Source organism: Maribacter antarcticus DSM 21422, from assembly GCF_000621125.1.
GTDB classification, from domain to species: domain Bacteria; phylum Bacteroidota; class Bacteroidia; order Flavobacteriales; family Flavobacteriaceae; genus Maribacter; species Maribacter antarcticus.
This window is the reverse complement of the sequence record NZ_JHZC01000007.1, coordinates 75,935-99,222: the sequence shown is the minus strand read 5'-3', so window position 1 is coordinate 99,222 and position 23,288 is coordinate 75,935. Positions and strand designations below refer to the sequence as shown.

18 protein-coding genes are annotated in these 23,288 nt (G+C 38.9%); 3 read left to right on the top strand and 15 right to left on the bottom strand.

What is annotated here, in order from left to right; translation table 11 throughout:
- Positions 1-453: 453 nt before the first annotated feature.
- Together Q360_RS26955 and dcm are read right to left on the bottom strand one after the other, a co-directional pair.
- Positions 454-576 carry a hypothetical protein gene (locus Q360_RS26955; protein WP_262493212.1) on the bottom strand — a complete coding sequence of 41 codons (123 nt, stop codon included), beginning with the start codon at positions 574-576 and terminating at the stop codon, positions 454-456.
- Positions 577-580: 4 nt separating this feature from the next.
- Complete coding sequence (gene dcm, locus Q360_RS0107330) at positions 581-1,807, bottom strand: DNA (cytosine-5-)-methyltransferase (protein WP_156950042.1); 1,227 nt, start codon at positions 1,805-1,807, stop codon at positions 581-583.
- A gap of 93 nt (positions 1,808-1,900) precedes the next feature.
- Between dcm and Q360_RS0107325 the strand changes: the two genes are divergently transcribed.
- Positions 1,901-3,082: an SH3 domain-containing C40 family peptidase gene (locus tag Q360_RS0107325; RefSeq protein ID WP_027076509.1), complete on the top strand. Its 1,182-nt coding sequence runs from the start codon at positions 1,901-1,903 to the stop codon at positions 3,080-3,082.
- A 483-nt stretch (positions 3,083-3,565) separates the two neighbouring features.
- Here the strand turns inward: Q360_RS0107325 and Q360_RS0107320 are convergent, their stop codons facing one another.
- The 7 genes from Q360_RS0107320 to Q360_RS0107290 form a co-directional block, all read right to left on the bottom strand.
- Entirely contained in the window at positions 3,566-4,057 is a 492-nt protein-coding gene (locus Q360_RS0107320) for a hypothetical protein (RefSeq protein ID WP_027076508.1), read from the bottom strand.
- Between the two features lie 618 nt (positions 4,058-4,675).
- On the bottom strand, positions 4,676-4,852 hold the full coding sequence (locus Q360_RS0107315) for a hypothetical protein (protein WP_156950041.1): 177 nt from the start codon (positions 4,850-4,852) through the stop codon (positions 4,676-4,678).
- 525 nt (positions 4,853-5,377) lie between these two features.
- Positions 5,378-6,088 (bottom strand): hypothetical protein, encoded by a 711-nt coding sequence (locus Q360_RS0107310; RefSeq protein ID WP_027076506.1) that lies wholly within the window; start codon positions 6,086-6,088, stop codon positions 5,378-5,380.
- A gap of 35 nt (positions 6,089-6,123) precedes the next feature.
- The gene (locus Q360_RS0107305) at positions 6,124-6,315 is read right to left on the bottom strand and encodes a hypothetical protein (RefSeq protein ID WP_027076505.1); all 192 of its coding nucleotides are present in this window, start codon (positions 6,313-6,315) and stop codon (positions 6,124-6,126) included.
- Between the two features lie 348 nt (positions 6,316-6,663).
- Positions 6,664-7,629, bottom strand: a complete 966-nt coding sequence (locus Q360_RS22690) for an MBL fold metallo-hydrolase (RefSeq protein WP_084273389.1) — start codon at positions 7,627-7,629, stop codon at positions 6,664-6,666.
- A complete protein-coding gene (locus Q360_RS0107295) occupies positions 7,629-9,131 on the bottom strand; it encodes a S10 family peptidase (protein ID WP_036195401.1) in 1,503 nt (500 codons plus the stop codon). Before Q360_RS0107295 ends, Q360_RS22690 begins: the two co-directional genes overlap by 1 nt.
- A gap of 156 nt (positions 9,132-9,287) precedes the next feature.
- The gene (locus Q360_RS0107290) at positions 9,288-10,385 is read right to left on the bottom strand and encodes an SGNH/GDSL hydrolase family protein (RefSeq protein ID WP_027076503.1); all 1,098 of its coding nucleotides are present in this window, start codon (positions 10,383-10,385) and stop codon (positions 9,288-9,290) included.
- A 377-nt stretch (positions 10,386-10,762) separates the two neighbouring features.
- Between Q360_RS0107290 and Q360_RS0107285 the strand changes: the two genes are divergently transcribed.
- Entirely contained in the window at positions 10,763-11,869 is a 1,107-nt protein-coding gene (locus Q360_RS0107285; protein ID WP_027076502.1) for an acyltransferase family protein, read from the top strand.
- Between the two features lie 167 nt (positions 11,870-12,036).
- On the opposite strand, the gene Q360_RS0107280 is transcribed toward Q360_RS0107285, so the two are convergent.
- The 6 genes from Q360_RS0107280 to Q360_RS0107255 all read right to left on the bottom strand — a co-directional run bounded on the left by Q360_RS0107280 (position 12,037) and on the right by Q360_RS0107255 (position 20,972).
- Complete coding sequence (locus Q360_RS0107280; RefSeq protein WP_036195398.1) at positions 12,037-14,157, bottom strand: glycoside hydrolase family 20 zincin-like fold domain-containing protein; 2,121 nt, start codon at positions 14,155-14,157, stop codon at positions 12,037-12,039.
- Between the two features lie 123 nt (positions 14,158-14,280).
- Positions 14,281-15,909: a S41 family peptidase gene (locus Q360_RS0107275; RefSeq protein ID WP_027076500.1), complete on the bottom strand. Its 1,629-nt coding sequence runs from the start codon at positions 15,907-15,909 to the stop codon at positions 14,281-14,283.
- A gap of 72 nt (positions 15,910-15,981) precedes the next feature.
- Positions 15,982-16,359, bottom strand: coding sequence for a ribonuclease P protein component (locus Q360_RS0107270; RefSeq protein WP_027076499.1), 378 nt, complete (start codon positions 16,357-16,359; stop codon positions 15,982-15,984).
- A gap of 153 nt (positions 16,360-16,512) precedes the next feature.
- Positions 16,513-18,369, bottom strand: coding sequence for a M1 family metallopeptidase (locus tag Q360_RS0107265; protein WP_394331940.1), 1,857 nt, complete (start codon positions 18,367-18,369; stop codon positions 16,513-16,515).
- A 19-nt stretch (positions 18,370-18,388) separates the two neighbouring features.
- Complete coding sequence (locus Q360_RS0107260; RefSeq protein WP_027076497.1) at positions 18,389-20,020, bottom strand: S8 family peptidase; 1,632 nt, start codon at positions 20,018-20,020, stop codon at positions 18,389-18,391.
- Positions 20,021-20,111: 91 nt separating this feature from the next.
- On the bottom strand, positions 20,112-20,972 hold the full coding sequence (locus Q360_RS0107255) for an MBL fold metallo-hydrolase (RefSeq protein WP_027076496.1): 861 nt from the start codon (positions 20,970-20,972) through the stop codon (positions 20,112-20,114).
- A gap of 107 nt (positions 20,973-21,079) precedes the next feature.
- On the opposite strand from Q360_RS0107255, the gene Q360_RS0107250 reads away from it, so the two are divergent.
- Positions 21,080-23,281 (top strand): amino acid permease, encoded by a 2,202-nt coding sequence (locus Q360_RS0107250; protein ID WP_027076495.1) that lies wholly within the window; start codon positions 21,080-21,082, stop codon positions 23,279-23,281.
- Positions 23,282-23,288 lie beyond the last annotated feature (7 nt).

Sequence of the window (23,288 nt, the reverse complement as noted above, 5' to 3'; positions counted from 1 at the left end):
AATCTAACTTAAGCACTAGATTTATTGGTTTTTCAACTTTGTTATTTGATGAAATATAAAGATATCCCTCTGTTTTATCGTTTAATTCCTTTAGTCTCAATTTACCATGTGTTTTCCCCTGTTTATTAGTATGGGAAGCTAATTGTGACTCATTAATTCCTTTGCCTTTTAAGAAAGCAGTGCGCTTCTATCGGTTTACCAAGGTTATGTTACATGTGGTAAAAGTGCACGGTACATCTGAATATATCCCGGTAATCAGGGAGTAGAATTCTGTTTTTTTTGCTTTATCAAAGACCCCCCCTTTCTTTAATATTTCTGCTTTTTTATAGGACAGTTCAAAGGCAAACGTGGGTAGGTCTTCGTTTAATTAAGCTCATTTCGCTTTTTCATCAACAAGATAGCTTACCCCAGTTTTTTTTGTGTCATAATAAGGTCTATTCCCTCAAACTGTTGTTAATTATTCTGTATGCGTTCAAAATGGTAGTGTTTTAGGTGTTTGTCATAATACGCATCTAAGAGCAGGGTAAGTTGTTGTTCTTTTTTTAAGTCAGCCGTAAATGTGCTCTTTAAAGCCAAAACATTAAGAGTTTATTTGTTCATGAAGTGCTTTTCCAATCTTCTTTACCACGCCAACCACTAATGCATTACCCATAAAAAAGGCGCGTTTGGTATTGCTTATTCCTTCAAGTTTTGTGTGGTTGTCGGGAAACATGTTTAACCGTTCTAGTTCTAACGGCGCAAGTCTACGCAGTCCTTTTGTTGATTGCACTACGTGCTTAAATCTGGACGGACTTTTACCCCCTTCTCCGGTTATAATTGTTCTTGAGGCATTGTCAAGCGCATCTGGGAAAATCATTCTCCCTTCACTGTAATTATAGGCAAAACCGCTTTTAGCGGTTCGCACTTCCTTTTTAGCCCCTTTTAAATAGTCCCATTTTGCATATTCGTCAGGGGAAATATAGAATTCGTCTAGAACCTCTTTCTTGATTAGAATATCTTTCAGTACAGTTCGTTTACCGTCATAGGAAGCACTCGTTTTTTCTGTATAAACGCGTCCTCTTATAAATACACCACTATTTTGAAATGGCGATAATTTTTCTCCGATATTGAATCTTTCTGAAAGTGCTACCAAATCTTCTGTAATAGAAAAAGAGTGTTTTTTAGTTAAAGTGCTTGCAACAGGAAAGGCTTTTGCAAAAGTTCCCTGTGTATGAACCCATTCTGATGCCTCTGAATTCTGAAGGTTTTTGTACGTTGGAGTAGATTTGTGATAGCCGATAAAAAAGATTCGCCTGCGCCTTTGGGGCATTCCATATTCTGCAGCGTTGATGACACGCCACTCTACCGCATAACCTAAGTCATCTAAGCTTTTGAGCATAACAGCAAAATCTCGCCCGCGTTGGTTCGAGGGCGATTTTAGTAAGCGGTCTACATTTTCTAGAAACAAGTATTTAGGCGGGTTCTTTTTACCCGAAAGTATGTGATGTATAGTCCACCACAACACGCCCTTTTTACCAATGAGCCCTTTGGCGTTTTGCCGTGTTGTTGCCACCGAGTAATCTTGGCATGGAAACCCACCTACGAGCATATCAGCATCGGGAATATCAGCTGTAGCTACCTCTGAAATATCTTTGTTGCTATGATGTTTTGCTCCGAACCTTGCTTCGTAAACTTGGGATGCGTGTTGCGCTTTTGTGCTAGGTTCGAACTGGTTACTCCATACGATTTCAAAGTGTTTTGTCTGCTCCAGTCCTAATCTAAATCCGCCTACACCGGCAAAAAGTTCAATAACCTTTAGTTTCTTCATCAGTTGCTAAAGTAAGGAATTTTTAGGGTTGGATTAAAACGTAAAAATCAATACCTATACGTGGATTATGTATTTTTACAAAAATCATAAACGATGGAGATAAGGTTTGGTTATATATTACTAGTATTGATGTTGTGTTTGGGTTGTGAGACCGAAACTGTTTCGGAAAACACGGCTCAAAAGCATATAGCCGCATTGCAAGAAGAAGTGGCACCTGACAAAAGGGTGGCCGTGTTCCAAATAGAAGCCCACAAAAGTGCTCGCACCCATATATTAAAAGGAGAGACCGACCAACCTAAAGGCCTTCAAAGGCTGTTGGATTCCTTAACATTTAATAGTATTTCCTTTATAGATAGTATCACCGTATTACCAACTGCAGAGTTAGGTAATAAAATGCATGCCATCATTAATATATCTGTGGCAAACCTAAGAAGTAAACCGAAACATAGTGCGGAACTAGCAACACAGGCCACATTAGGTACGCCTGTAAAAGTATTGAAAAAAGAGGGGGGCTGGTATTACATTCAAACCCCGGACAAGTATTTGGCATGGGTAGATGCGGGTGGCATAGTGCTATTTACAGAGCAAGACATAAAGAATTGGGAATCTGCTGATAAGATTATTTATACAGAAACCTATGGTCACGCATATCTTGGGCCGGACAAGGAGCAAATTATATCCGATTTGGTTGCCGGAAACCTATTAGAGGTGCTTAAATATTCTGATAAATTTTTTATTGTAAGATTTCCTGATGGAAGACAGGGATATGTAGATCGTACGGATTCAGAAAAATATGAGGACTGGCTGGTGGGTTTGAATAATAATCCTGACGTCTTGGTCTCCACATCCAAGCGTTTTATGGGAGTTCCTTATTTATGGGGCGGCACCTCTACCAAGGGAATGGACTGCAGTGGTTTTACAAAAACCATTTATTTTTTAAATGGAATAATTATCCCTCGAGATGCTTCACAACAAGTACACACAGGAAAAGCGATTGACGATACTGGAAACTTTGAGGCTTTGGAACCGGGAGATCTTCTGTTTTTTGGTAAAAAAGCAACAGATGCCACCAAAGAAAAAGTAGTACATGTAGGCATGTGGATTGGCAACAATGAGTTCATTCACGCCTCTGATATGGTTAGGGTTAGCAGTGTTGATAAAGCATCCAAAAATTATGATGAGCATAATGTAAACCGTTACTTACGCACTAAACGTATTTTAAAAGAACAAGATAAAGATTTGATTGATTTGAGGCAAGTCTCTATTTTTAAATAATTATCGCTCCCAGAAACATCAGCATCTTTGCTAGAAAATGACGCTATAACTCAATAATCTTTCCGGTTCAAAAAGACACATCTGCAGTTAAAACAATACGTTGACTATCAACGGCGTCCCTTAAATCGTCGTGTAAATTCAAATTTTAACGTATCGCTTTTAAAAAACACCCTTGCCCCATTAGGCAACCCCTGTCAGACTGGGTAAAGCTGCAAATACGATCTAAGCTGCTTTAGGGAAGTTCTAAGGTGTCTATTTTTAACAACGTCTCATTGCAGATATTGTTTCTATTATTATTCAATTAATAAACAATGTTTTTGTAAAACGGAAAAATCGGTTTTATTAGACGCTACAAAGACCAGCAGTTTGTATTACGGTAGATTATCGTTTAATTTTTCAACTCTGGTTTTTCTTGCTAAATTTTAAAATGAAACTAATCTTCGGGTTCAGAAAACTCTAGATTTTAAAAAAACCAAATTTTAATTATTTAAAGAATGTTGTTTGGTTATCAAAATCAAATTTAGGGTTTTGACGATAACCCAGAGTAGTTCTTTTATATTCTAATTTATCAAAGTTCATAGAAGGATACTTATCTAAAAGTTCTTCTGGCATCGTTCCGAGTATAGCCTCACTATCTGACTTGCCAGTCAAGGTATAAGAAGCAAAAGACTTATTACTGATATCGTCGTAATTCCAGTAGGAACTATACTGCGCGAATTCCACATCTGTAGCCCATTTAGAATTAGAAACATCATTATTTTGAATTTCAAAATGAGGGTTAACAGGCACAGTTATACGTGCTGGCACATCACCAGGTCCGAGATATTGATAACGAGAAGTGTCATCATAGGCCACCTCTAGGTTAGTATAAAACCAATCAAAACCATCTAAATAGCCAAGTAAAGCTTTATCACGTTTTGACCATAAAAATTGTCTATGCTCATGTACAATTCTTTTTGATAATTTGTATTCCAATTACGTGCTAATACCTTGCTATTGTATCCTTTATGTTCTGGCAAGTCTATTTCTAGAACGTTATCATAAACTAAAAACCCATCTGAATACTCTAACGAGATATCACCGCCACTTTCAGGCAAATCTAGGAATCTATATTTCAATTGGTCATTTCCGTCTCGTATCGTGAAAGTATAAGAAAAGTCAGAATGTAATGTTGTTTATTTCTAAGGTATTGACTTGGGGGTAGTCCGTATTCATCAATTCAAAATAATCAGATTAGGAAGCTATTGTATTGCAAGAAATATTAGGAATGTCGTTTACTAGAATATTATAATTTGACCTTTCTTCGCCTTGAGGATCGGAAATTGTTGGTTTAGCTCTTTCTAATGTGTTAGTGCAGCTCCAGACAGAACCTATTTTTATATTTGTCACAGTTGAAACACAGTGTATGTTATAGTTAAAAGAGCTAGACTTTAAGATTATAATGGATAGTGTGTTTAAGTTTTTCTGAAGTACTGCTAAAAAGCAGTGAATCTCTACGTTTAAACTCCCTGTAGTCCAGCAAATCGCCATCTTGAGTATGAATCACCATCCATTTTCCGACCCACTATCCAGAATATAATTAGGGTTCTCATACTAAGAAAAATTAATATCATCTTCCATTATGGTTGGTTCTTCGGAATTTAGATTTGGCTTCTCCTCTCCAACAGATTTTGACATAGGTGTTTCGTCTTTTGAACAACTGGAAAACATCAATAGAAGAGCAATCAAAAAAATAAATGGAATATGTTTTGTGTAATTTTTGTCTAGCATAAAAATATCTGTAAAATAAAACAAATGACATCAATATAATAAAAAGGTAAGATGTTTATGTTTTTATTGGTTTAAAAGTGAATTAACCGTTTGTTTATGACGTTAAGGCAGCCCATGAGGAAACATTGAATATCAATATTCGTTTTATTTACCAAGAAAAAAGGACTCTGTGGAACTAGTAAAACTGCAGATATAAATCGTTTTCTATTATTAATATCTAATGTTTCAATTTCGTATTGTTCGTTCTGCTATTCTTCTGATTCTGACCGAGTATTAGACAATTGAAAGCTAGTGTTTTGATATTCTAAGGATTCTAGATTTAGATTAGGATACTTTTCGTTAATTACCTGTGGAAATTCATTGATTTTGGGATTAACGTCAGATTCTGAGCTTATTAACCAAGTGGTAGTATGGGGATTAACCCCTTCAAGTTCGGGTGGTTGTCTAGTGGTTTCTTCGAAAGAGTACCAAAGGCTGGTTCTATTCTCATATTCGATAGAAACAGAAAATTATCTATCTTATCATCTACGTAATTAAAAATCGCCTTTTCTGGAATAGATATAGCATATGCAGGTGCTCTTTGCTCTCTAAACAAATACTTATACCCTTCATTTCTATGGAAAAAAATGTTTTGTGCTTTGGGAGTTTTAACCTGTTAAAATAATCTGATTCCAGTTTGTTGGACGGGGTTTTATCTTCTCCTCCTAATAGAATGTTGTTGGGATAAATAAAGACATCGTTACGAAAATGGTCAACACTCTCTTCTAACCCGACGATAAGATAAGTGTATTCAATATCCTGATTTGGAACGTCTATAGCAACGTAGGAATCAAAATTTAAAAAATCATTATCGTCCAATTCAAGAAGCTGACCATCCTGAATATTTTCAAAGGCAATGTACTTATGGTTATTATTACCGTCTGTGATACTTAAAATATAACTGTCTTCCTCATATATTTCAATTTCAGGTATATTCAACGTACTTCCTCCTCGTTTCAGAAAACATGAGCGAACAGGAAAAATATTTTCTTTGCTTGATACTGTAAAATCTACGAATATGGATGTGTTTTGAACCCTAACAGAAAACTTTCCTGGTAGAGGAGCGTTTATTTCTGTTTTTGTGCTAACAGGAATCGAACGGTAACTTTTGTTGCTTCCATAAGGTATTTGGGTAGGGCTGTCAAAAAAATATCTTGAAGTGCTCAATGAAAGTGCAGTAGCGGTCAGTGTTGCCAAGGTAAAACTTTCTAGGGATTCTGTTTTTATTGTTTCTAAAAAAAACGGTCTCCATTTTTTAACTTTTTGGAATCTAGAACGCCACCAGAACTATAATGAGTAATAATCCAAGTCTCCACATTTTCGGCAATGTAATTAACAGGAGCCAAGACTGTAAGATAAATTTGATGCTCGTCTATTTGTTCTTTAGGTTCATCTCTAGAACAACCAAATAGGACAAAACACATTAAAAGAAAAAGATTAGTGATTCTTACGAACACGTTTTTTAGGTATAAGACCGCAAATTAATGGTGTTGGACGTTTCGGTATATATTCAATCAAAAAAAACGTACAGGCTCCCAATTTTCCAAAACAAAATTTTAAGTGCCGCAATTATTTTTGTAATTGCAGTAGCGTTTAATCTGATTTGTTTTGTTTGAAACATGTCAAATGCTGAGGTATTTTAATCGCCCTTGTAGAAATTGGTTAGGAGTTGGTTTCTAGTAAAAAGGCCCAGTAGGACCCTATTCTGAAATAGGCTTTACTTTTTCTATTCGGATGTCAATCAGGTGTTCTACAACATTGAACATAAGCCATTACAGCTCAAACGCCTGCCCCTTTCTTGCTATATCAAACCCTTTTTTCAGAACCCCCTTAAACTGCTCACTTTTGGTGTTCAACAAGGGGTTGGTATGGTTAAAGTGAATAAAATGGATTTTTTTCTTTTCGGAGGGCGGAAGGTCTTCAAACAAGACGATACTTTCGATTACAAACGGATGTGGAATTTCTAAAATATCCCGATTGTTGATTTCTTCCCCGTCATAGAATGTAGCATCCAAAAACGCATAATCGACCTTCGCGATTTCGGAAACAATATCTGTCTCCCATTTTTCCCACTTATCTATGTCGGGAATGAATAGGGCGCTCTTGTTTGGGCCAATGATTTTGTAGCCCACAGTCTCTGAATATTCATCACGATGTGGTACCGTAAATGGAATGACTTTTAAATCTGCTGTAAGCTGCCTTTCTCTATTATTTGTTAAAGGACTTAAAGTGATGTTCTGATTGGAAACCAACTGACTCCAAGGCCCATTAGTTTCCAAAAAGCCCATCATTTTTGGCATTGTATAAACAGGAACCTGGTTGGCGTTCGTTGCTTCTTTTCCCAAATACATCAAGCCCGTATAATGACCTAAATGAGCGTGCGTCAAGAAGATGCCATCTGGAATATCGGTATTTTGAAATCCGGAATGAGTACGTAAACGGCGTAATTGTATAGCGATATCTGGAGTGGCTTCAAACAGAAAGGATTTCTGGGCTTTACGGTCCACTACTCCGAAAGACACTACTTTACGGGACGCATCTTGATTTTTGAACAATGCAGCACAACATTCTTTTTCGCAAGCAATATGTGGCGAACCGGCATCTTGTATCGTGCCCAAAACAATAATAGACACCTTATTTTGGGTCGAAACACCTCCTTGGACAGCTTGTTGGCCAAAGGATAAAAACATCACATTGAGCGCAAAAAAACAAAACAAAAATGGTTGTAAATAGCACATTATTCAGCCGTTAGAAATTTTCGAATATCTTTAGAAAGCTTTATTAAATCTGGTTCATGTGTGTACATCATGTGTCCTGCTTCGTAATAGGTCATTTCAACACGGTCCGTGACAATGCCGTTGCGTGCAAATGTATATTCCGCATCAAAAAACGGTGTGATTAAATCATAATAACCACTGGCCACCATAACTTTCATAGCGGGATTACGACGCATGGTCTCGCCTAAATGAGGCGCTGTGTTTACGGGCATGGGCTCCCAATACTGAGTATCTGGAACCGTTCTCCATCGCCAGTTACTACCTCCACCAGAAGTGATATAGGGCCTGTCCATTTTCACCTTTAATTCGGATGCCAAGTAATGGTTTAAAGAGGCGGTATAGGCAGAGCTAATTTTGTAGCTGGCCGCGTCTCCCAAATGAGGGCGTTCAGAAACTTTATCGGCTTCATCGCCCATAAATCGACCATCCAAACGTCCAATAGCTAAACCTTCATCTTCCAATAATTTCTTTTGAAATCGCCCCATAAGTATCCGAAGGTTAGACTGTAGGATGTATTTTTTATCAAGCCCTGTGAAATAGGCTAATTTTTTTGCGATAGCTTCTTTTTCTGTAGCGCTTAAAAGATTTCCTTTATACAAGGCTGGCGCATAAGTATCGTAGGTAAAGTTTCTACTTTCTTCTACAAAGTCTTCCAAAGCCTTCCCCTGCCCTGCTTTTTTGTGGTACCATGCAGTAGCTGACATACTGGGTAAATAGGTCACGTAAGAAGTTATGTTGTGGTGTGCCGAAGTGGACCCGGCATAATCTAGCGCCTGTGAAATCAATATCATGCCGTTGAGCGCCATGTTTTGTCCAGAGCCTTCTAAGGCTTTTCCCAAGGCTGCGGCACGTGTCGTTCCGTAGCTTTCCCCTGCCAAGTACTTTGGGGAAAACCAACGCTCGTTTTCTGTGACCCAAGTGCGGATAAATTGCGCAAACGAGTCCACATCTTCTTTGAGACCGTAAAAATCTTTAGGCTTGCCTTTTCCCACTAAACGGCTAAAACCTGTTCCAACAGGATCTATAAAAACTAAATCTGTTAAATCCAATAAACCATGTTCGTTGTGGACGAAATTATAAGGCGCAGCGCCATCGTCTTGTTTTGCGTCAGAATCGGTCTTCACCACTTTTGGGCCAAAAAACCCTAGATGCAACCACATAGATGCAGACCCTGGACCACCGTTGAACACAAAAGTAACAGGTCGTTTGCCCACATTGCCCATAGGGCTTTTCGTGTAAGCGACCGACCAGAATGTAGCAATAGAATCACCTTCCTTATTGGTCAAATAGGTTTCTTCAGCAGTACTGGTATAGTTGATGGTTTTGCCACCAAACACGCCTTGATGCTTGGTCACAAAGGACTGTGCTTTTGGGATGGGCTTGACTTTTTCCTTTTTATCTTCTTTTTGAGCGCTTAGTATTACGCTAACGAGAAGCAGTATGGGAAATAGTATGTTTTTCATAATAGGTTTTGAGTAATATTTGTTTCACTACGAATTTAACGGAAACCCCTTTAGGTTTTAAAGAATGCGCGAGAAATTTTGCTATGCCTTGTCTGGCTTATGCTTATCAGTTTAAACAATATAACATATGGCGTAAAGCTATTTTATGTAGGGCACTTACTTTATAAGAATCCCGTTCAATTTTATGGCATAAGCCTTAGCATACTGCTCCATACCGAAATCGGTAGGATGAGTTCCGTCTACAAAAGCATCGTTGGAGAGATTGATTTCATTTTTGGTGAGCATATAGAGGTTTCGCATACCATTTCGTTCCAATTCAATAAAAACATCCGTAGTCCACTTATTTAGGGTTTCGTAAACACCTCTTCGATTACCATCAACTTCGCCGTCGCTATAGCCCGCATGTTGGGCTAATAAGATTTTTGCTTCTGGTCTTTCGCTTCTGATGTGTTGGATGCTCTTGCGCAATCGTTTTTTAATTTCGGATTCCGTGTTTGTTTTGTTTGGACTCAGATTAGGCAAACAATCTAGCACATAGATTTTAGCTACTACATCGGTCACGAATTTCAGCACTTCTGGCTCTAGTCGTCCATTACCTGAAAAACCTAGGTTGACAACTGGGTAGCCCAACTTCCTGCCTAAAATATTCGTCCATGCCATTCCAGGCCGGGAGGCACATGCTCCTTGGGCAATAGAGGTGCCGTAGACCACAATGGGTTTTTCTTTACGTTGCGGAAGAAATGTAATGGCGCTTCCCTTTGGTATGCCGATTTTCAAATTTTTACAAGTGTTGTATAAGGGAAGATACAGCTGATATTCCCTGCCTCCTTTTGGGCTTTTTGTTGTCTTATAATCAAATTGCACGGTATCCCCAAAGGTATTCTTTCCACGATACCAAAGCCATTTGTCCGCACCGTGCTTTCCATATAAATCGACGCCACTAACGCCTGTAGCCGGCATATGGTTCATCGCTATATTTCCACCCACCTCATATGCTATTTGAAGGCTATCTGCATCGGTCATAAAGCGAATAGAGAGTCCCGATGCATGTCTAGAAAGGGACCAAACGGGATTTCTAACAACTGTTTTTGCAGTATCTGGCAATCTGTTATAACCAAGATTTGACCAACCTTGACCTTCAATTTTGGTGAGCGTTTCCAATGGGTTATGCCAAAGATAGTCGTTGGTTTCTTGGGCGGAAACTTGAGAATTCCATACGACAAATAATAGATAAAGAAGTAAGGGTCTTTTCATAATACCATATATTAGTTTTTTGTTCTTCCATATAATTTTTGCTTGGTGAATGCTCCTATGTAAACATATTAATAATCCTAAAATCAGCAATCACCGAATACCTATTAGCTTTGGTTGAACTCGCTTTGCTTTATTAGCATCTTCTTGATGAAATGGTTTCGTTCGTAATGCTGTAACCAAGGTGGCAGGAACTATTTTTTAAGTTGTTTTTTCTTTGGAGGACAAGTTGTTTTTTATAACCATGTACCCTTCTGCTTTAAAGAATGATTTATGTCCTTTTGATAGTCGATTCTGTACTGTAAATATGTGATGATTTCAAGATAGCAATTAAATTTAAATTTCGCTTACCTTTCTATTGTCTAACCAAGTAAGATTATATGGGACAATCTTCTAGCGCATCGTCCAAACGACTCTTTTCTTTAGATGTCTTCCGTGGTGTTGTTATGTTCTTACTAATTGCGGAAGCTGCCGGCGTTCATGAAAGTGTTGGTAGTCTTGTCGAGGGAACCGCATTTGAGACTCTTGGCCTTCAATTAGAACACCACCCTTGGAACGGTTTGCGTTTTTGGGACCTCATACAACCATTTTTTATGTTTATTGTAGGCGTGGCCATGCCTTTTTCACTTCGGAAGCGATTAGCATCCGGAAGCCGTCGCGCGGCGACCAAACATATTTTAAGGCGCTGCTTTTTATTGTTTTCCTTTGGAGTATTACTGCATTGGGTATATAGCCACGGCCCCGTTTGGGAACTGTGGAACGTATTGGTACAATTAGCTTTTACGATACTGATTGCCTATGCCATTATGAACCGGTCGTACAAGTTTCAAATAGGGTTTTCCATAGCACTCTTGCTCTTGACCGAAGCCCTGTACCGGGCCTATAACCCTGCAGCGCCTTATGCACAAAACCACGAGAGCTTTGGCGCTTGGTTTGATATGCTTACGATGGGGAAAACAAATGGTGGCTACTGGGTGTTCGTTAACTTTATCCCTACCATGTCTCATACCATTTGGGGGGTTATTTGCGGAAAGCTGCTACTGTCTAAAAATTCTGAAAAGCAAAACTTAAAATTGTTTTTAATTTGGGGAACAGCGATTACGGCTGTAGGATTTGCTATGGATTTGCTGGAAATTACGCCTATCATAAAACGCATCGCAACCACATCCTTTACCTTGACCTCCGGCGGGATTAGCACTTTAACTTTAGCCTTTTTTTACTGGGCGATTGATGTTAAAGGTTACCGAAAAAGTTGGTTAAGTATTTTTGCAGTGGTGGGCACCAATTCTATTTTTATTTATCTCTTTTCCGAAACCTTTGGGCATTTGATATTTCGTGAATTTGATATTTTATGGAGTACTGGTGTTTTTGACATCCTTTTGCCTTATAAAAACTGGATATTGCTTATTGAAGCCTTGCTGATTCTCTTGTTTTTATGGGTAATAACGTATTTTCTGGATAAGTGGAAGATTTATTTTAAGGTGTAAGGCCTCGCTTTTATCGGAAGTACAAGAGTCAAGTTAAAGTTGAAAAAAGCCTGTTCGCCTTACACCTTGTGCTAAATGGTTCCCCTTCTGGGTTTCAGTTCAAATACTCAACGAATCGTATCTCCTAATTAATTTTTTTGTCTCTCGTCTTTGTTCTCTTTTCCCACTTATTCAGCACTTTCCAAATAAACAGCTTCCCCTAACTCTTTCTCCAGCTTTTCAAAAAATAGCATTTCTGCTTTAAACTGCCAATCGAAATTTAAGGATTGGTTGGCCAAATGCACATGATGGTCTTGGTCGAGTTTATAGTTTTCTGGTTTTTCAAGAATACGAGTTTTTGCATAGACAGATTCAAATTCCTCTCGTAGTACGGCAAACGTCTCTTGTAGTTTGTTTAGGTATTTTAGTGCCTCTGATTTTGCCTTAGGTGTATCGGAATTATCATAAGCCTTCAAAGCCAATAATAATTTTGGCGCAAAACCAGCCATAGTGTTTACTTGCTCATAGACATCAAGCGTATAGGTGTTGCGAACCGCTTTGGATTTCATTATGACTATTTTTTTTGCAATACTGTCTGAGCTAGCTATAAACTTCTCAGTATCTGCGAGTCGATCTTTGTGTTTTTTACTCCAAGCGCCTCGGTTTTTTGGGTCTGGAAAATCAATAACGCCCTCTACTAATGGGTCCTCCATGGTAGATAGATAATTTCGTTTGTTTCCTTTTAAAAGCACATTTTTCCAGAAGGCTACTGGTTTTTCTAATTCGCCTATAAAGGCATAAGAACTATCTGCCAACTTATTTGAAAACTCTCGTTGCCGGTAGGCCGACTTTATATCAGCTTTACTACGCTTATTTCCAGACCATGTATATTCAGAAAAAGCGATAATTCCACGCATATATAGTTCAAAATGGGGTGAATCATCGTCCCATAGGGTTAATAGGAGTCCGTTCGTACCTGTATTTATAGAGTTGATTGCAAATGTTTTAATCGCTTCCATATTGCCTTCTTCCTGCGGCATAAGCACCCAGCGGGTTTGGCCTGCTGTGGCACCCATAACGTGTAGTCCATTACTACTGAACCACTCCATGGCTTTGGTGTTTCCAATAGCTTCTGGCGAGCTGTAGTTCCAACGCATATAAATGCAGTTTTTGGGAAACCGATCCAAAAACGCCGTGAGCTTGTGTTCGTTTTCTACCCAGACACTGTCCACTTCTTTGTTACTCATTTCTGGACGGAACATGGGGTCGTATACATCGGCCTGTTTCAATGGCATATCGTCCCAAAAGATAGGGATACGGTTATGTTTTTCAGCAAATTTGCTTACTTTACTCAACCAGATCAATTGCAGTTCTAAAGAAGATATTCCGCTATCTTTCCCCGTGGTATGCACCTCATCTCCACCTACGTGTAAATACTTGCCGTTTGGCGTTGCTTCTATGGCATCTAAATAAAGGTCAAACTGTACCTCGTAGGTTTTTGGGTCCAAGGGATTAAATGCCCAGTCACTTTCCACATTGTCACGAAGCGCATAATATTCAGGATGTTTTAAAATAAAGGAGGCGTGCCCAAGTCCTTGTATTAAAGGGCTGAAATCTATATTTCGTGCTGTTGCATATTCACTAATACCTTTCCACTCTGCTATGGATAGAGCATCTGCAGAAGCAATTATTGGTTGTCGCTTAAATTTTAGCTTGTCTTCCATCTCAGTGATAATGCCATTGACCTTGTACCGCGCCAGCTTATCTATGAGTTTGTAGTAGTATTCTGTTTTTTCTAAGTGATGCTTCACATCCAAATGGACAGCACGATACCTTAATTCTGGAAAATCTGTAATAGTGGTCAGTGGTAGATTGGCATTTTGTTCGCATGCATCTTCCATCAGTTGACTCAAGCTCATCAATCCATAAAAAAGTCCGGCTTTATCTTTACCCGTGATCGTTATTTTATCTTCGGTAATGTCAAGCGTATACCCTTCTGGATTTAAATCTAAAGCCAAATTAAGGTTTAAAACCACGTGGGATTTATTGATGTCGTTCGCTTCGGTTAGATGCTTTAATTGGTTGTCGAATACAGGAAGCCAACTTTTGGTTGCGTTAAAATAAGAGTGAACATTGGAGCAATCAAAATCGCTTATTCCCGTAATCTCAAATTGTTGTGGTACCGGTAGTAAGTTGAAATTACCAGCAACCTTGGTCTTAGTAGTACAGCCTAAAAGGAGGACAAGAGCGATGGCCAAAGGACAGGTTCTTTTTAGCAAACAGAATACACGTAACACCGATTTCTTCATCAAAAGCTCTTAAAATATTTAAAATAAAAAGGACATAGCACCTTTCTTTTTACAATCAAATTTTATAGAAAGATATGAATCAAATTTTAAGGCATCTAAAAGTGGTTTTTATGTTGGTATACCCTACTTCAAAATTCCAGTATACTTACTTTCGTTTTCTAGTAATTCTGTAGCTGCCATAATGGCGTCGTCGTGGTTGAGGTAATAGGAGTACAAGCCTTTCCTGTAGAAATAGCGCTTTACGATTTCATCCTCAAGATTCTTTTGAATTTGATCTTGGTATTTGTCTAAGGCTGTTATCTTCCCTTTTTCAATATTGGCCAAGAGGTTCTTATAGCTATCGTTTACGTTGGGGCCCAAGAAGTCGTTTTCTGACCCAGAAAGCGCCTTTTTAATAGCTTCTTCCGCTTTTGTTTCAAAGGAGAAGTCGCTCGCTTTTACAAAGCCTTTAAAATTATTAAAGTCTGTACTGGAGAACTTAAAGTCATCAACAGAGCTTAAGGTATTGCCGTAGTGGTAATCGGTAGCGTAGTCAAAAATGACATTGTTTTGTAATAAAGCCTTGGTAAGGTCGTTGGTTTTTGCAGTGGCTATTTCAATATCAGGCAAGACGCCGCCACCATCTTGTACTTTTCTGCCGTTGCGTGTTGTAAAATCATTGAATTGTGTATTACGAACGGCTTTTCCGTTGTCGTCTCTGTTCCAATAATCTAGGGATTGTATGCAGCGACCCGAAGCGGTGTAGTATCTAGAAATGGTCACTTTTAACTGTGTGCCGTAAGTTAATTTTAAAGGGCGTTGGACCAATCCTTTTCCAAAACTGCGTGCGCCCATGATAACCGCCCTGTCCAAATCCTGCAAGCTGCCGGAAACAATTTCACTTGCCGATGCACTTCTGCCATTTACGAGCACTACTAACGGAATTTCAGTATCTACCGGTTTGTTTTTTGTATTATATTCCCTGTTGAATTTTTTTACTTTGGATTTTGTGGTAACGATGAGTTCTCCCTGTGCCACAAAGAGATTGGTCACGTTTATAGCTTCAGAAAGTAGCCCGCCTGGATTATCGCGTAGGTCCAAAATAATCTTCTCCGCTCCTTTTCCTTTTAAGTCTATCAGTGCAGACTTCGTTTGGCTAGACGCTTTTGCATTGAATTTGGACAACACGATGTAGCCGGTTTTTTCACCTATCATGCTGTAGAAAGGAACGGCATCTACCTCTATGCCTTCGCGTTTGATAGTGGTGCTACTTATCTTATTTTGTCGTTTGTACGTAATAAAAATTGATGTGCCATTTGCCCCTTTTAGAAGTTCGCTAGCGTTATCCTCAAAATCGGCTACTTTAATATCACCTATTTGAATGATTTCATCCCCAGCTTTCAGACCGGCCTTATCCGCAGGATATCCTTCATGAGGCTCCACGATAAGCAATCTGTCCTTATAGGAACGCACAAGGGCTCCAATGCCTGAATATTCACCTGCGTTGTTAATGCGGTAGGCTTCCACGTCTTGCTCGTTTAGGAATTTGGTATAAGGGTCCAAGCCTTCCAACATGTTCTTTATAGCCGTATCCATCAGCTCTGCAGGATTAGTTTCGTCCACATAATTCATGTTCAACTCCTTAAAAAGGGTGGTAAAAATCTCTATCTGTTTGGCAATCTCAAAAAAGTCACTCTTAAAACTACTGCCAACTGCAAGGAAAGTAAGGGCTATGATGGGAACAAGGACTCTTTTTCTAATTATCTTTTTCATCTAAACAAAATTAAGACAACCTATTGATATAGATTTATGTGAATTGTGGCATCGCCTTGTATCATAAATCCTTTAAGGACGTTCTGATATATGGGCGTTAAATTTTTTCAGCAAAAGTGTCATTTTATGCTGCACTACCTCAAAAGGAAGCGTTTCCTTGCCAAGGTATAAAAACAGAAACGCAAACTTGTCTTCTGTATTGTTAAAAACTAAGGCTTTGTTTAATCTATAGGACTCCCTTAAAAGTCGTTTAAGGTGATTACGCGATACTGCACTTTTGAACCTTTTTTTAGGCACGGCTACCCCCGCTTTGATGAAAGCCTCCTGATTGTCAATTTTTAGGTAAATTAGTCTGATAGGAAAAACGGTAAGTGTTTTTCCCTCTGCAAACAACTGTGTAATGCGTATTTTACTCTTAAGTTTTTCCTTTTTAGGGTAATCGAAATCCACGTATCAAGCGATTAATAGTTATCCTATCTTATGTAACTAGCCCCGTTATTAAGAATAAGGAGTTTGCTATTAAGTTAATATTTTGTTCAGCTCTTAGCCAGTACTATTAAAAAAACCGAACAAAACAATACACATATGCTATTCTGTTCACTGTTATTCCTGAGCTTGCCAAACGTTATTCTCCGCATTTACATCGGCCATCAATAAAGAGGGGTCTATTACTATTGCTTTAATTCTGGAGATAGGCTTGTTAAGGATAAATTCAAAATTTGGATTAGTCCAAGGCCAATCTTCCAATACTGTTCGAGGAATAGCAGGGTATGGGTTGTCTTTTTCGCCGCGCATCATCTGCAGGGGCGTATAAAAAGTTTCCCGGGTATCATCCGCATAGACTACAAGAATATCTATAGGCATAGGCATTAGACCAATGCGCTCTAAGGTTATCTTGGTTTCAGAGCCTTCACCAGCAACTTCTTTAATGCCATAATCAATGGTATTCGTGGTTTGCGTCCAGTCCATTAGATACCAATCCAGTTCCATTTCGGACACTTTTTCCGCACTTCGTTTTATATCATTGGGTACAGGATGCTTAAATTTAAAGTCAGCATAATATTTTTTTAAGGTTGCCATTAATTTATCTTGACCAATAACATAGCCTAGTTGCGATAAAAAGATAGCTCCTTTGCTATACGCAGCAACGCCATAGGCAAAATTAACATCGTAGCGATCAGCGTGGGTACTCTGTGGTTGTTCTTTTCCGGAAGCTACTAAATTAAAATATCCTCTATAGGAACCTTCAAAAGGGTTGTCTTTGCCTTGATTCATGACTTCATTCATGGCGAGGCTGGAAATAAAGGAGGTAAAGCCTTCGTCCATCCATTCGTGCTTAGCCTCGTTCGTGGCAAGAACAAACTGAAACCATGAGTGCGCCAATTCGTGCGCCATTACACCGACTAGGCTACTGAATTTTCGCTCTCCGGTAATCAAGGTACTCATACCATATTCCATTCCGCCATCACCACCTTGGATAACCGAGTACTGCTCATAAGGATATTTCCCTACAGCTTTATTAAAAAAAGCCATAGCTGCTGCCGTTTTTGGTTGCAGGTTCTTCCAGTTTTCCAGAATATTTGGATTGTCCTTATACAAGAAGTGTAAGGTAGGACCATTCTCCATTTGCAAGGTGTCATGAAGGTATTCCGAATCCGCTGCCCACATAAAATCATGAACCATTGGCGCTTTAAAGTGCCATGTCAGCGTTTTTCCTTTTTCCTTCTTCACCTTAGTTCCGGCAGCTTCGTAACCATGTCCAATTTCTTGCGGATTTTGTAAATATCCTGTACCGCCAACGGTATAATTTTTATCAATCGTAAGCTTTACGTCAAAATCGCCCCAAACACCTTGAAACTCACGAGCTATATATGGGTCGGCATGCCAACCTTCAAAATCGTACTCTGCCAATTTAGGGTACCATTGGGCCATGGAAAGTGCAACACCTTCTGTGTTATTGCGACCAGACCTTCTAATTTGAAGAGGCACCTGACCTTTAAAATGCATATTAAAAGTGGTTTTCGCACCAGGAGCAATTGGTTTTGCTAAATCTACTACGAGTACGGTGCCTTCTTCGCTAAAGCTTACATTTTGCCCATCTTGCGTTAAGGTTTCCGGGTGTAGGTAGCCCATTTCTGTTTCGGACAATACCGAAATCCGACTCTTTTTATTTTCAGTCATCATTCTGCTATCCGGATCTGTAATACTCTGCAATCGCACATCCATTTCGCTACCTGGCTGAAAGGCGTTAAAATACAAATGATAGTAAACTCTATTTAGTTCTTCAGGCGAATTGTTGGTGTAGACCAACTTTTGAGTGCCTGTGTATTGATAGGTTTCTACATCCATGTCCACTTCCATAGCATAATCTACATGTTGCTGCCAATAGGAGGTTTGATTTTGTGCCAAGGCCGAAAAAACAAATCCCTGAACTAGGAGTATCGTTACTAATAATCGCATTTTTTTCATCGTTTTATAATTAAAGTTGAAGTGTGCCGCTGGCTACTTTTGAAGCCATAATCAAAGCGTTGTAGGCGTTTACAATTTTACCGGATACGGATATAGATTGAAGCGTAGCATTTTTGGCAGTATTGCCACCCAACACCACTTTCGCCTTTATGGGCAATCCTGATTGTAAAATAACTTTCTTAACCTGTGACGCTGTTAAGCTGGGATACTGGGAAAATAATAAGGCAGCAACACCCGCAACGGCAGGCGCAGCCATTGAAGTACCTGGGGAGTATTCATATTCGTTATTCGGGTAGGTAGAATAGATATCCGTACCGGGCGCAAATACATCTACATTTATTTTTCCGTAGTTAGAGTAGGAAGCCAAAAGCGCCGAGCCATATTTTGGGTCCAAGGCCCCAACCGTGATTACATTATCCGAGAATTCAGCACCATTATTCACTTGGTCATTTGGAAAGTTAGGGTTGGAAGAATCATCTAAATTGGCTCCATCATTACCTGCAGCATGCACAAAAAGCACTTCTTTTTCTGCGGCATATTTTAAAGCATCATACACCCATTGCGCATTTGGGGAGAATGATTTACCAAAGCTACCGTTGATAACCTTAGCACCATTATCCACAGCATATCGTATCCCCAAAGCAATATCTTTATCGTACTCATCTCCGTTAGGCACAGCACGGATACTCATAATAGCAACATTATTGGCCACACCGTTCGCACCCTTACCATTGTTACGTTCCGCTGCAATAATTCCCGCTACGTGTGTTCCGTGGCTTTCGTCCTTTACGCGGTTGTTCGGGTTTCCGTTTCCGTAATTGGTATCGTTCCAATTATAAGGGTGGTCACCTACTATTTTTCTACCATTGAAATCTTTGTTGAGGTTATAGTTTATCTGACCGGTAAAATGTTTGAGGCCGCTTCCTAATTCTTCTATTACTTCTGAAATCGTATCTTTTATGTCGAACATTTGTGCTAAAACAGCCTTGTTTCTAAGCATACCTTCGTCGGTTGTTTCCATGGTAGCCACCTCTTTTTTGGTATAGCTGTCCTTTCCCAATTGTTTTTTAACAGCTGCATCCGCATCTTTTACCGCTTGTAAAATCTGCCCATACCGTCGTTTGTTCTGCAAGGCTTCTTGATATTCTTTATCCAATTTTGTTTTTGCTTTCGCTAAGGTTGTTGGGTCGCCAATGTTTAGCCTAAGCATGCGCACAAACTCTAGCTGCTCGTTATAGGATTCTCCTAAAAAGTTATACCCATGAATGTCATCTACATATCCGTTGCCATCATCATCCTTGTTATTTCCTGGCTTCTCACCTTTGTTGGTCCAAAGCACATCATCCAAATCTTCATGACTTAAATCCATGCCTGAGTCTAAAACGGCTACGATGACCTTTTTTCCTTTTTTATTTTTAATGATATCCGAGTAAGCTTTGTCAACGCTCATCCCAGGAATAGTATCCGATACTAAGTCTAAATGACCCCAATTTTTTTTCTCTTTTGTGGTAAGGCCGGTAATTTTTAAGGGGGTAGTATCTATGTTTTCAACAGGGGTAAGAATTAATCCTCTTGTGTTTCCACAACCTACTAGGGTAAGTAACGAAAGAAGAAAAGCAAATTTGGAAAGAGTACTATTCATATTTTAATTATTAGTGGAATGTGTTTAAAAATTGTTTTTACGCAAAGCGCGGGTTTATGGTTGTTTTTTTAGCCTGTAATAGACAAAGATATTAATTAAAGAGCTCATCAAAAGTGTAAATACTATCTAAACGAACGCCTTTGTCGGTATGCTTTACGGTGCATAGTTGGTTATGGGCATCATGTTCAAAACAGAGATAGATTTTGTTTTCTGCAGCATAGTTTAAAAAAGCTCCTTTTTCTTTTAAAGTAAGTAAAGGGCGGGTATCGTACCCTATTACATAAACTAAAGGGATATGGCCCACAGTGGGGATTAAATCAGCTACAAAAACGATAGTTTTACCCTTATACCTAATTTGAGGAAGCATTTGTTTGTCCGTATGCCCGTCTACAAAATGAATTCCAAAACCTAATTCGGAAGTTTCCATATACGGAAGTTGGTTCATGCGCAAAAAGTGAAGCTGGCCACTTTCTTGCATGGGGAGCAGGTTTTCGGTTAGGAATGAAGCTTTTTCCCTAGGGTTGGGTTCCGTTGCCCATTTCCAATGATCCTCGTTCGTCCAAAATTTAGCATTTTTAAAAGCAGGTTCGTATCCTGTGCGATTTTTGTTCCATTGTATGCATCCACCACAATGGTCAAAATGTAAATGGGTCATAAAAACATCCGTGATATCATCTCTTTGAAAACCATGTGCTGCCAAGGACGAATCCAAATTGTAATCGCTCCATAAGTGATAATAGCCAAAAAACTTGTCGGATTGTTTGTTGCCCAGACCAGTGTCTATAAGGGTAAGTTTATTGCCATCCTTAATCAAGAGACTTCTGGCTGCAATGTCTATGAGGTTGTTGGCATCCGCCGGATTAGTGCGTTGCCAAATGGTTTTAGGAACCACGCCGAACATAGCACCGCCATCTAATTTAAAATTACCAGTTTCTATGGGGTAAATCGTCATAACTGGCAAAATAGTAAAACCTTGTGTAATCCTTAAAGTATTAAGAATAGTTTATCATTTATTAGGTAGGAAAAAAAGCCTATTTTTAGCCTTCACACCCATCCAAATTGAAAAAATTAGAACGTAGTTTATCCCTCACATCAGTTGTTGCCATTAGTATAGGTGGTATGTTGGGTAGCGGTATATTTGTGCTTCCTGGTTTAGCCGCGGCAAAAACGGGGTCCTCGGTTTGGCTGGCTTATCTTTTGGCAGCAGTCTGTATTTTGCCAGCAGCGTTATCAAAGTCTGAATTAGCTACTGCAATGCCTTCATCGGGTGGAACTTATGTTTATATTGAACGTGCTTTTGGCCCTCTCTTTGGCACGATTGCAGGCATAGGTCTTTGGCTCTCCCTTTTACTTAAAAGCGCTTTTGCTTTGGTTGGGTTTGGCGCATACCTAACTGTTTTAGTGGACATAGAACCAGGCCTAACCAAATATGTAGCTCTCGTTTTCTTAATGATTATTTTGTTTTTAAATATTTTGGGCGTAAAGAAGGTAGGGAAGGTTCAAATAGTAGTTGTATCTATAAGTTTAATAAGTCTTGCCATCATTTTAATTTTTGGACTTCCAAGAACTTCTGCAGCCCTATTAGATCCTTTTTTACTCAAGGGTAATATGGGACTATTTACTACAGTAGCGTTTGTATATATTTCTTACGCTGGGGTAACTAAAGTTGCTGCCATAGCCGGTGAAATTAAAAACCCAAGTGTTAACCTGCCAAGGGCGATGATTTTATCGCTCTTTATTATGACTACAATATATGTTGTGGTGGCATTCGTATTAGTAGGCAACCTTCCCTTACAGGAATTAAAAACCGACATTAAACCTATTTATACCATTGCCAATCTTTTGGGAGGAAGTGTGATTGGTTATGTAGCAGCTATTGTAGGGGTAATTACATTGATATCTATGGCGAATTCTGGGGTGCTGGCTGCATCTAGGTTTCCTTTTGCGATGGCTATAGATAAGTTGTTGCCAGATTTTATGTCTAAAATACATTCTAAATATTTAACTCCAGTAGTAACAATCACAATGACCTGCTTTGTTATGGCCTTGGTCATTTTATTCTTAGATGTTGAAAAAATTGCAAAATTAGCAAGTGCATTCATGGTGATGATGTTTATTCTCGTAAACGCCTGTGTTATCGTTTTAAGAGAAACCTCAGCACAATGGTATGCTCCTCCCTACAAATCTCCTTTATATCCTTTTGTACAATTATTTGGTATAGGAAGCGGTATTGCCTTATTAATTTTTCTTGGCTTAGGGCCTTTTATGGCCATTATTGCAATTTTAATTATAGGAGTATTAATCTATTTTTATTTTGGAAAAGGCGCTACAAGAACTGGAATCTTAAGAAAATATGGACATAGACCAGCATTGTATCTTTTTTACAAAAGAAAGGGTAAAGAGATAACATATAGGAACAATCAATCAGAAGTACTACAGAATTTAGATGGAAACTTAGCTTCTAATGCTGGTGTGGTGGTGCCGCTTTTGGGGAATGAAACCTCTCCTGAAATGCTAGTAGAAATTGCTGCTGCAATAAACAAAAGAGATAAAATACAAACGGTCAATATTACGGAAGTTCCAAATCAAACTTTTTTGGACGCAATGGTAGCAGAAAGTCCAAAGATAAATAGCTTGGAAAGGCGTATTTCTCAATTAGCCATTTCTAAAAATATCACTATAGATTTTGAAGCAGCCGTTACACATGAAATCTCTGATACAATTCATGAACTAAGCAATCAAACCCATTGTGATTGGTTGGTTATGGGTTGGAACGGCAGGGCTCACAGCGGTATTTTAGTAAGTAATCCTATAGGATGGTTGTTAACCAATATAAATTCTGATTTCGCCCTTTTTAAAGATGTAGGGGTGAGACATATTGGCAAGGTGCTTTTAGCTCTTAGGCCAGGACGTAAAGACAAAAATTTCATAGCAGTAGCGGATAGAATTTGTGCTTTTTATGGTGCTTCATTAACCTTATTACATGTTGTTTCAGAAACTATGAGTAAAGAAGATGAGAAAGCGATGCGTGAGAATTCATTGAAGCTTTTAGAGAAAGTGCCCGCTAAAAGCTCAGTACTAATTAAAAGGAATAGTGACTCTATTTCTACTATCGCAAATATGTCTGCCAGTTATGATTTATTGATTCTTGGAACTCCGCAAAAGGATAATTGGCTCAGCATCTTATTTGGCACAGGCAAGGATAAATATACAGAAAGATCAGCTTGCTCTGTTTTACGACTTACCATGAAGAATCATTAATTTGATT

Excerpts from the sequence above, each read along its gene's own strand:
- dcm (WP_156950042.1), bottom strand. The coding sequence starts at position 1,807 with ATGAAGAAACTAAAGGTTATTGAACTTTTTGCCGGTGTAGGCGGATTT.
- Q360_RS0107325 (WP_027076509.1), top strand. The coding sequence starts at position 1,901 with ATGGAGATAAGGTTTGGTTATATATTACTAGTATTGATGTTGTGTTTG.
- Q360_RS0107315 (WP_156950041.1), bottom strand. The coding sequence starts at position 4,852 with ATGCTAGACAAAAATTACACAAAACATATTCCATTTATTTTTTTGATT.
- Q360_RS0107305 (WP_027076505.1), bottom strand. The coding sequence starts at position 6,315 with ATGTGTTTTGTCCTATTTGGTTGTTCTAGAGATGAACCTAAAGAACAA.
- Q360_RS22690 (WP_084273389.1), bottom strand. The coding sequence starts at position 7,629 with ATGTGCTATTTACAACCATTTTTGTTTTGTTTTTTTGCGCTCAATGTG.
- Q360_RS0107295 (WP_036195401.1), bottom strand. The coding sequence starts at position 9,131 with ATGAAAAACATACTATTTCCCATACTGCTTCTCGTTAGCGTAATACTA.
- Q360_RS0107290 (WP_027076503.1), bottom strand. The coding sequence starts at position 10,385 with ATGAAAAGACCCTTACTTCTTTATCTATTATTTGTCGTATGGAATTCT.
- Q360_RS0107285 (WP_027076502.1), top strand. The coding sequence starts at position 10,763 with ATGGGACAATCTTCTAGCGCATCGTCCAAACGACTCTTTTCTTTAGAT.
- Q360_RS0107280 (WP_036195398.1), bottom strand. The coding sequence starts at position 14,157 with ATGAAGAAATCGGTGTTACGTGTATTCTGTTTGCTAAAAAGAACCTGT.
- Q360_RS0107275 (WP_027076500.1), bottom strand. The coding sequence starts at position 15,909 with ATGAAAAAGATAATTAGAAAAAGAGTCCTTGTTCCCATCATAGCCCTT.
- Q360_RS0107265 (WP_394331940.1), bottom strand. The coding sequence starts at position 18,369 with ATGCGATTATTAGTAACGATACTCCTAGTTCAGGGATTTGTTTTTTCG.
- Q360_RS0107260 (WP_027076497.1), bottom strand. The coding sequence starts at position 20,020 with ATGAATAGTACTCTTTCCAAATTTGCTTTTCTTCTTTCGTTACTTACC.
- Q360_RS0107255 (WP_027076496.1), bottom strand. The coding sequence starts at position 20,972 with ATGACGATTTACCCCATAGAAACTGGTAATTTTAAATTAGATGGCGGT.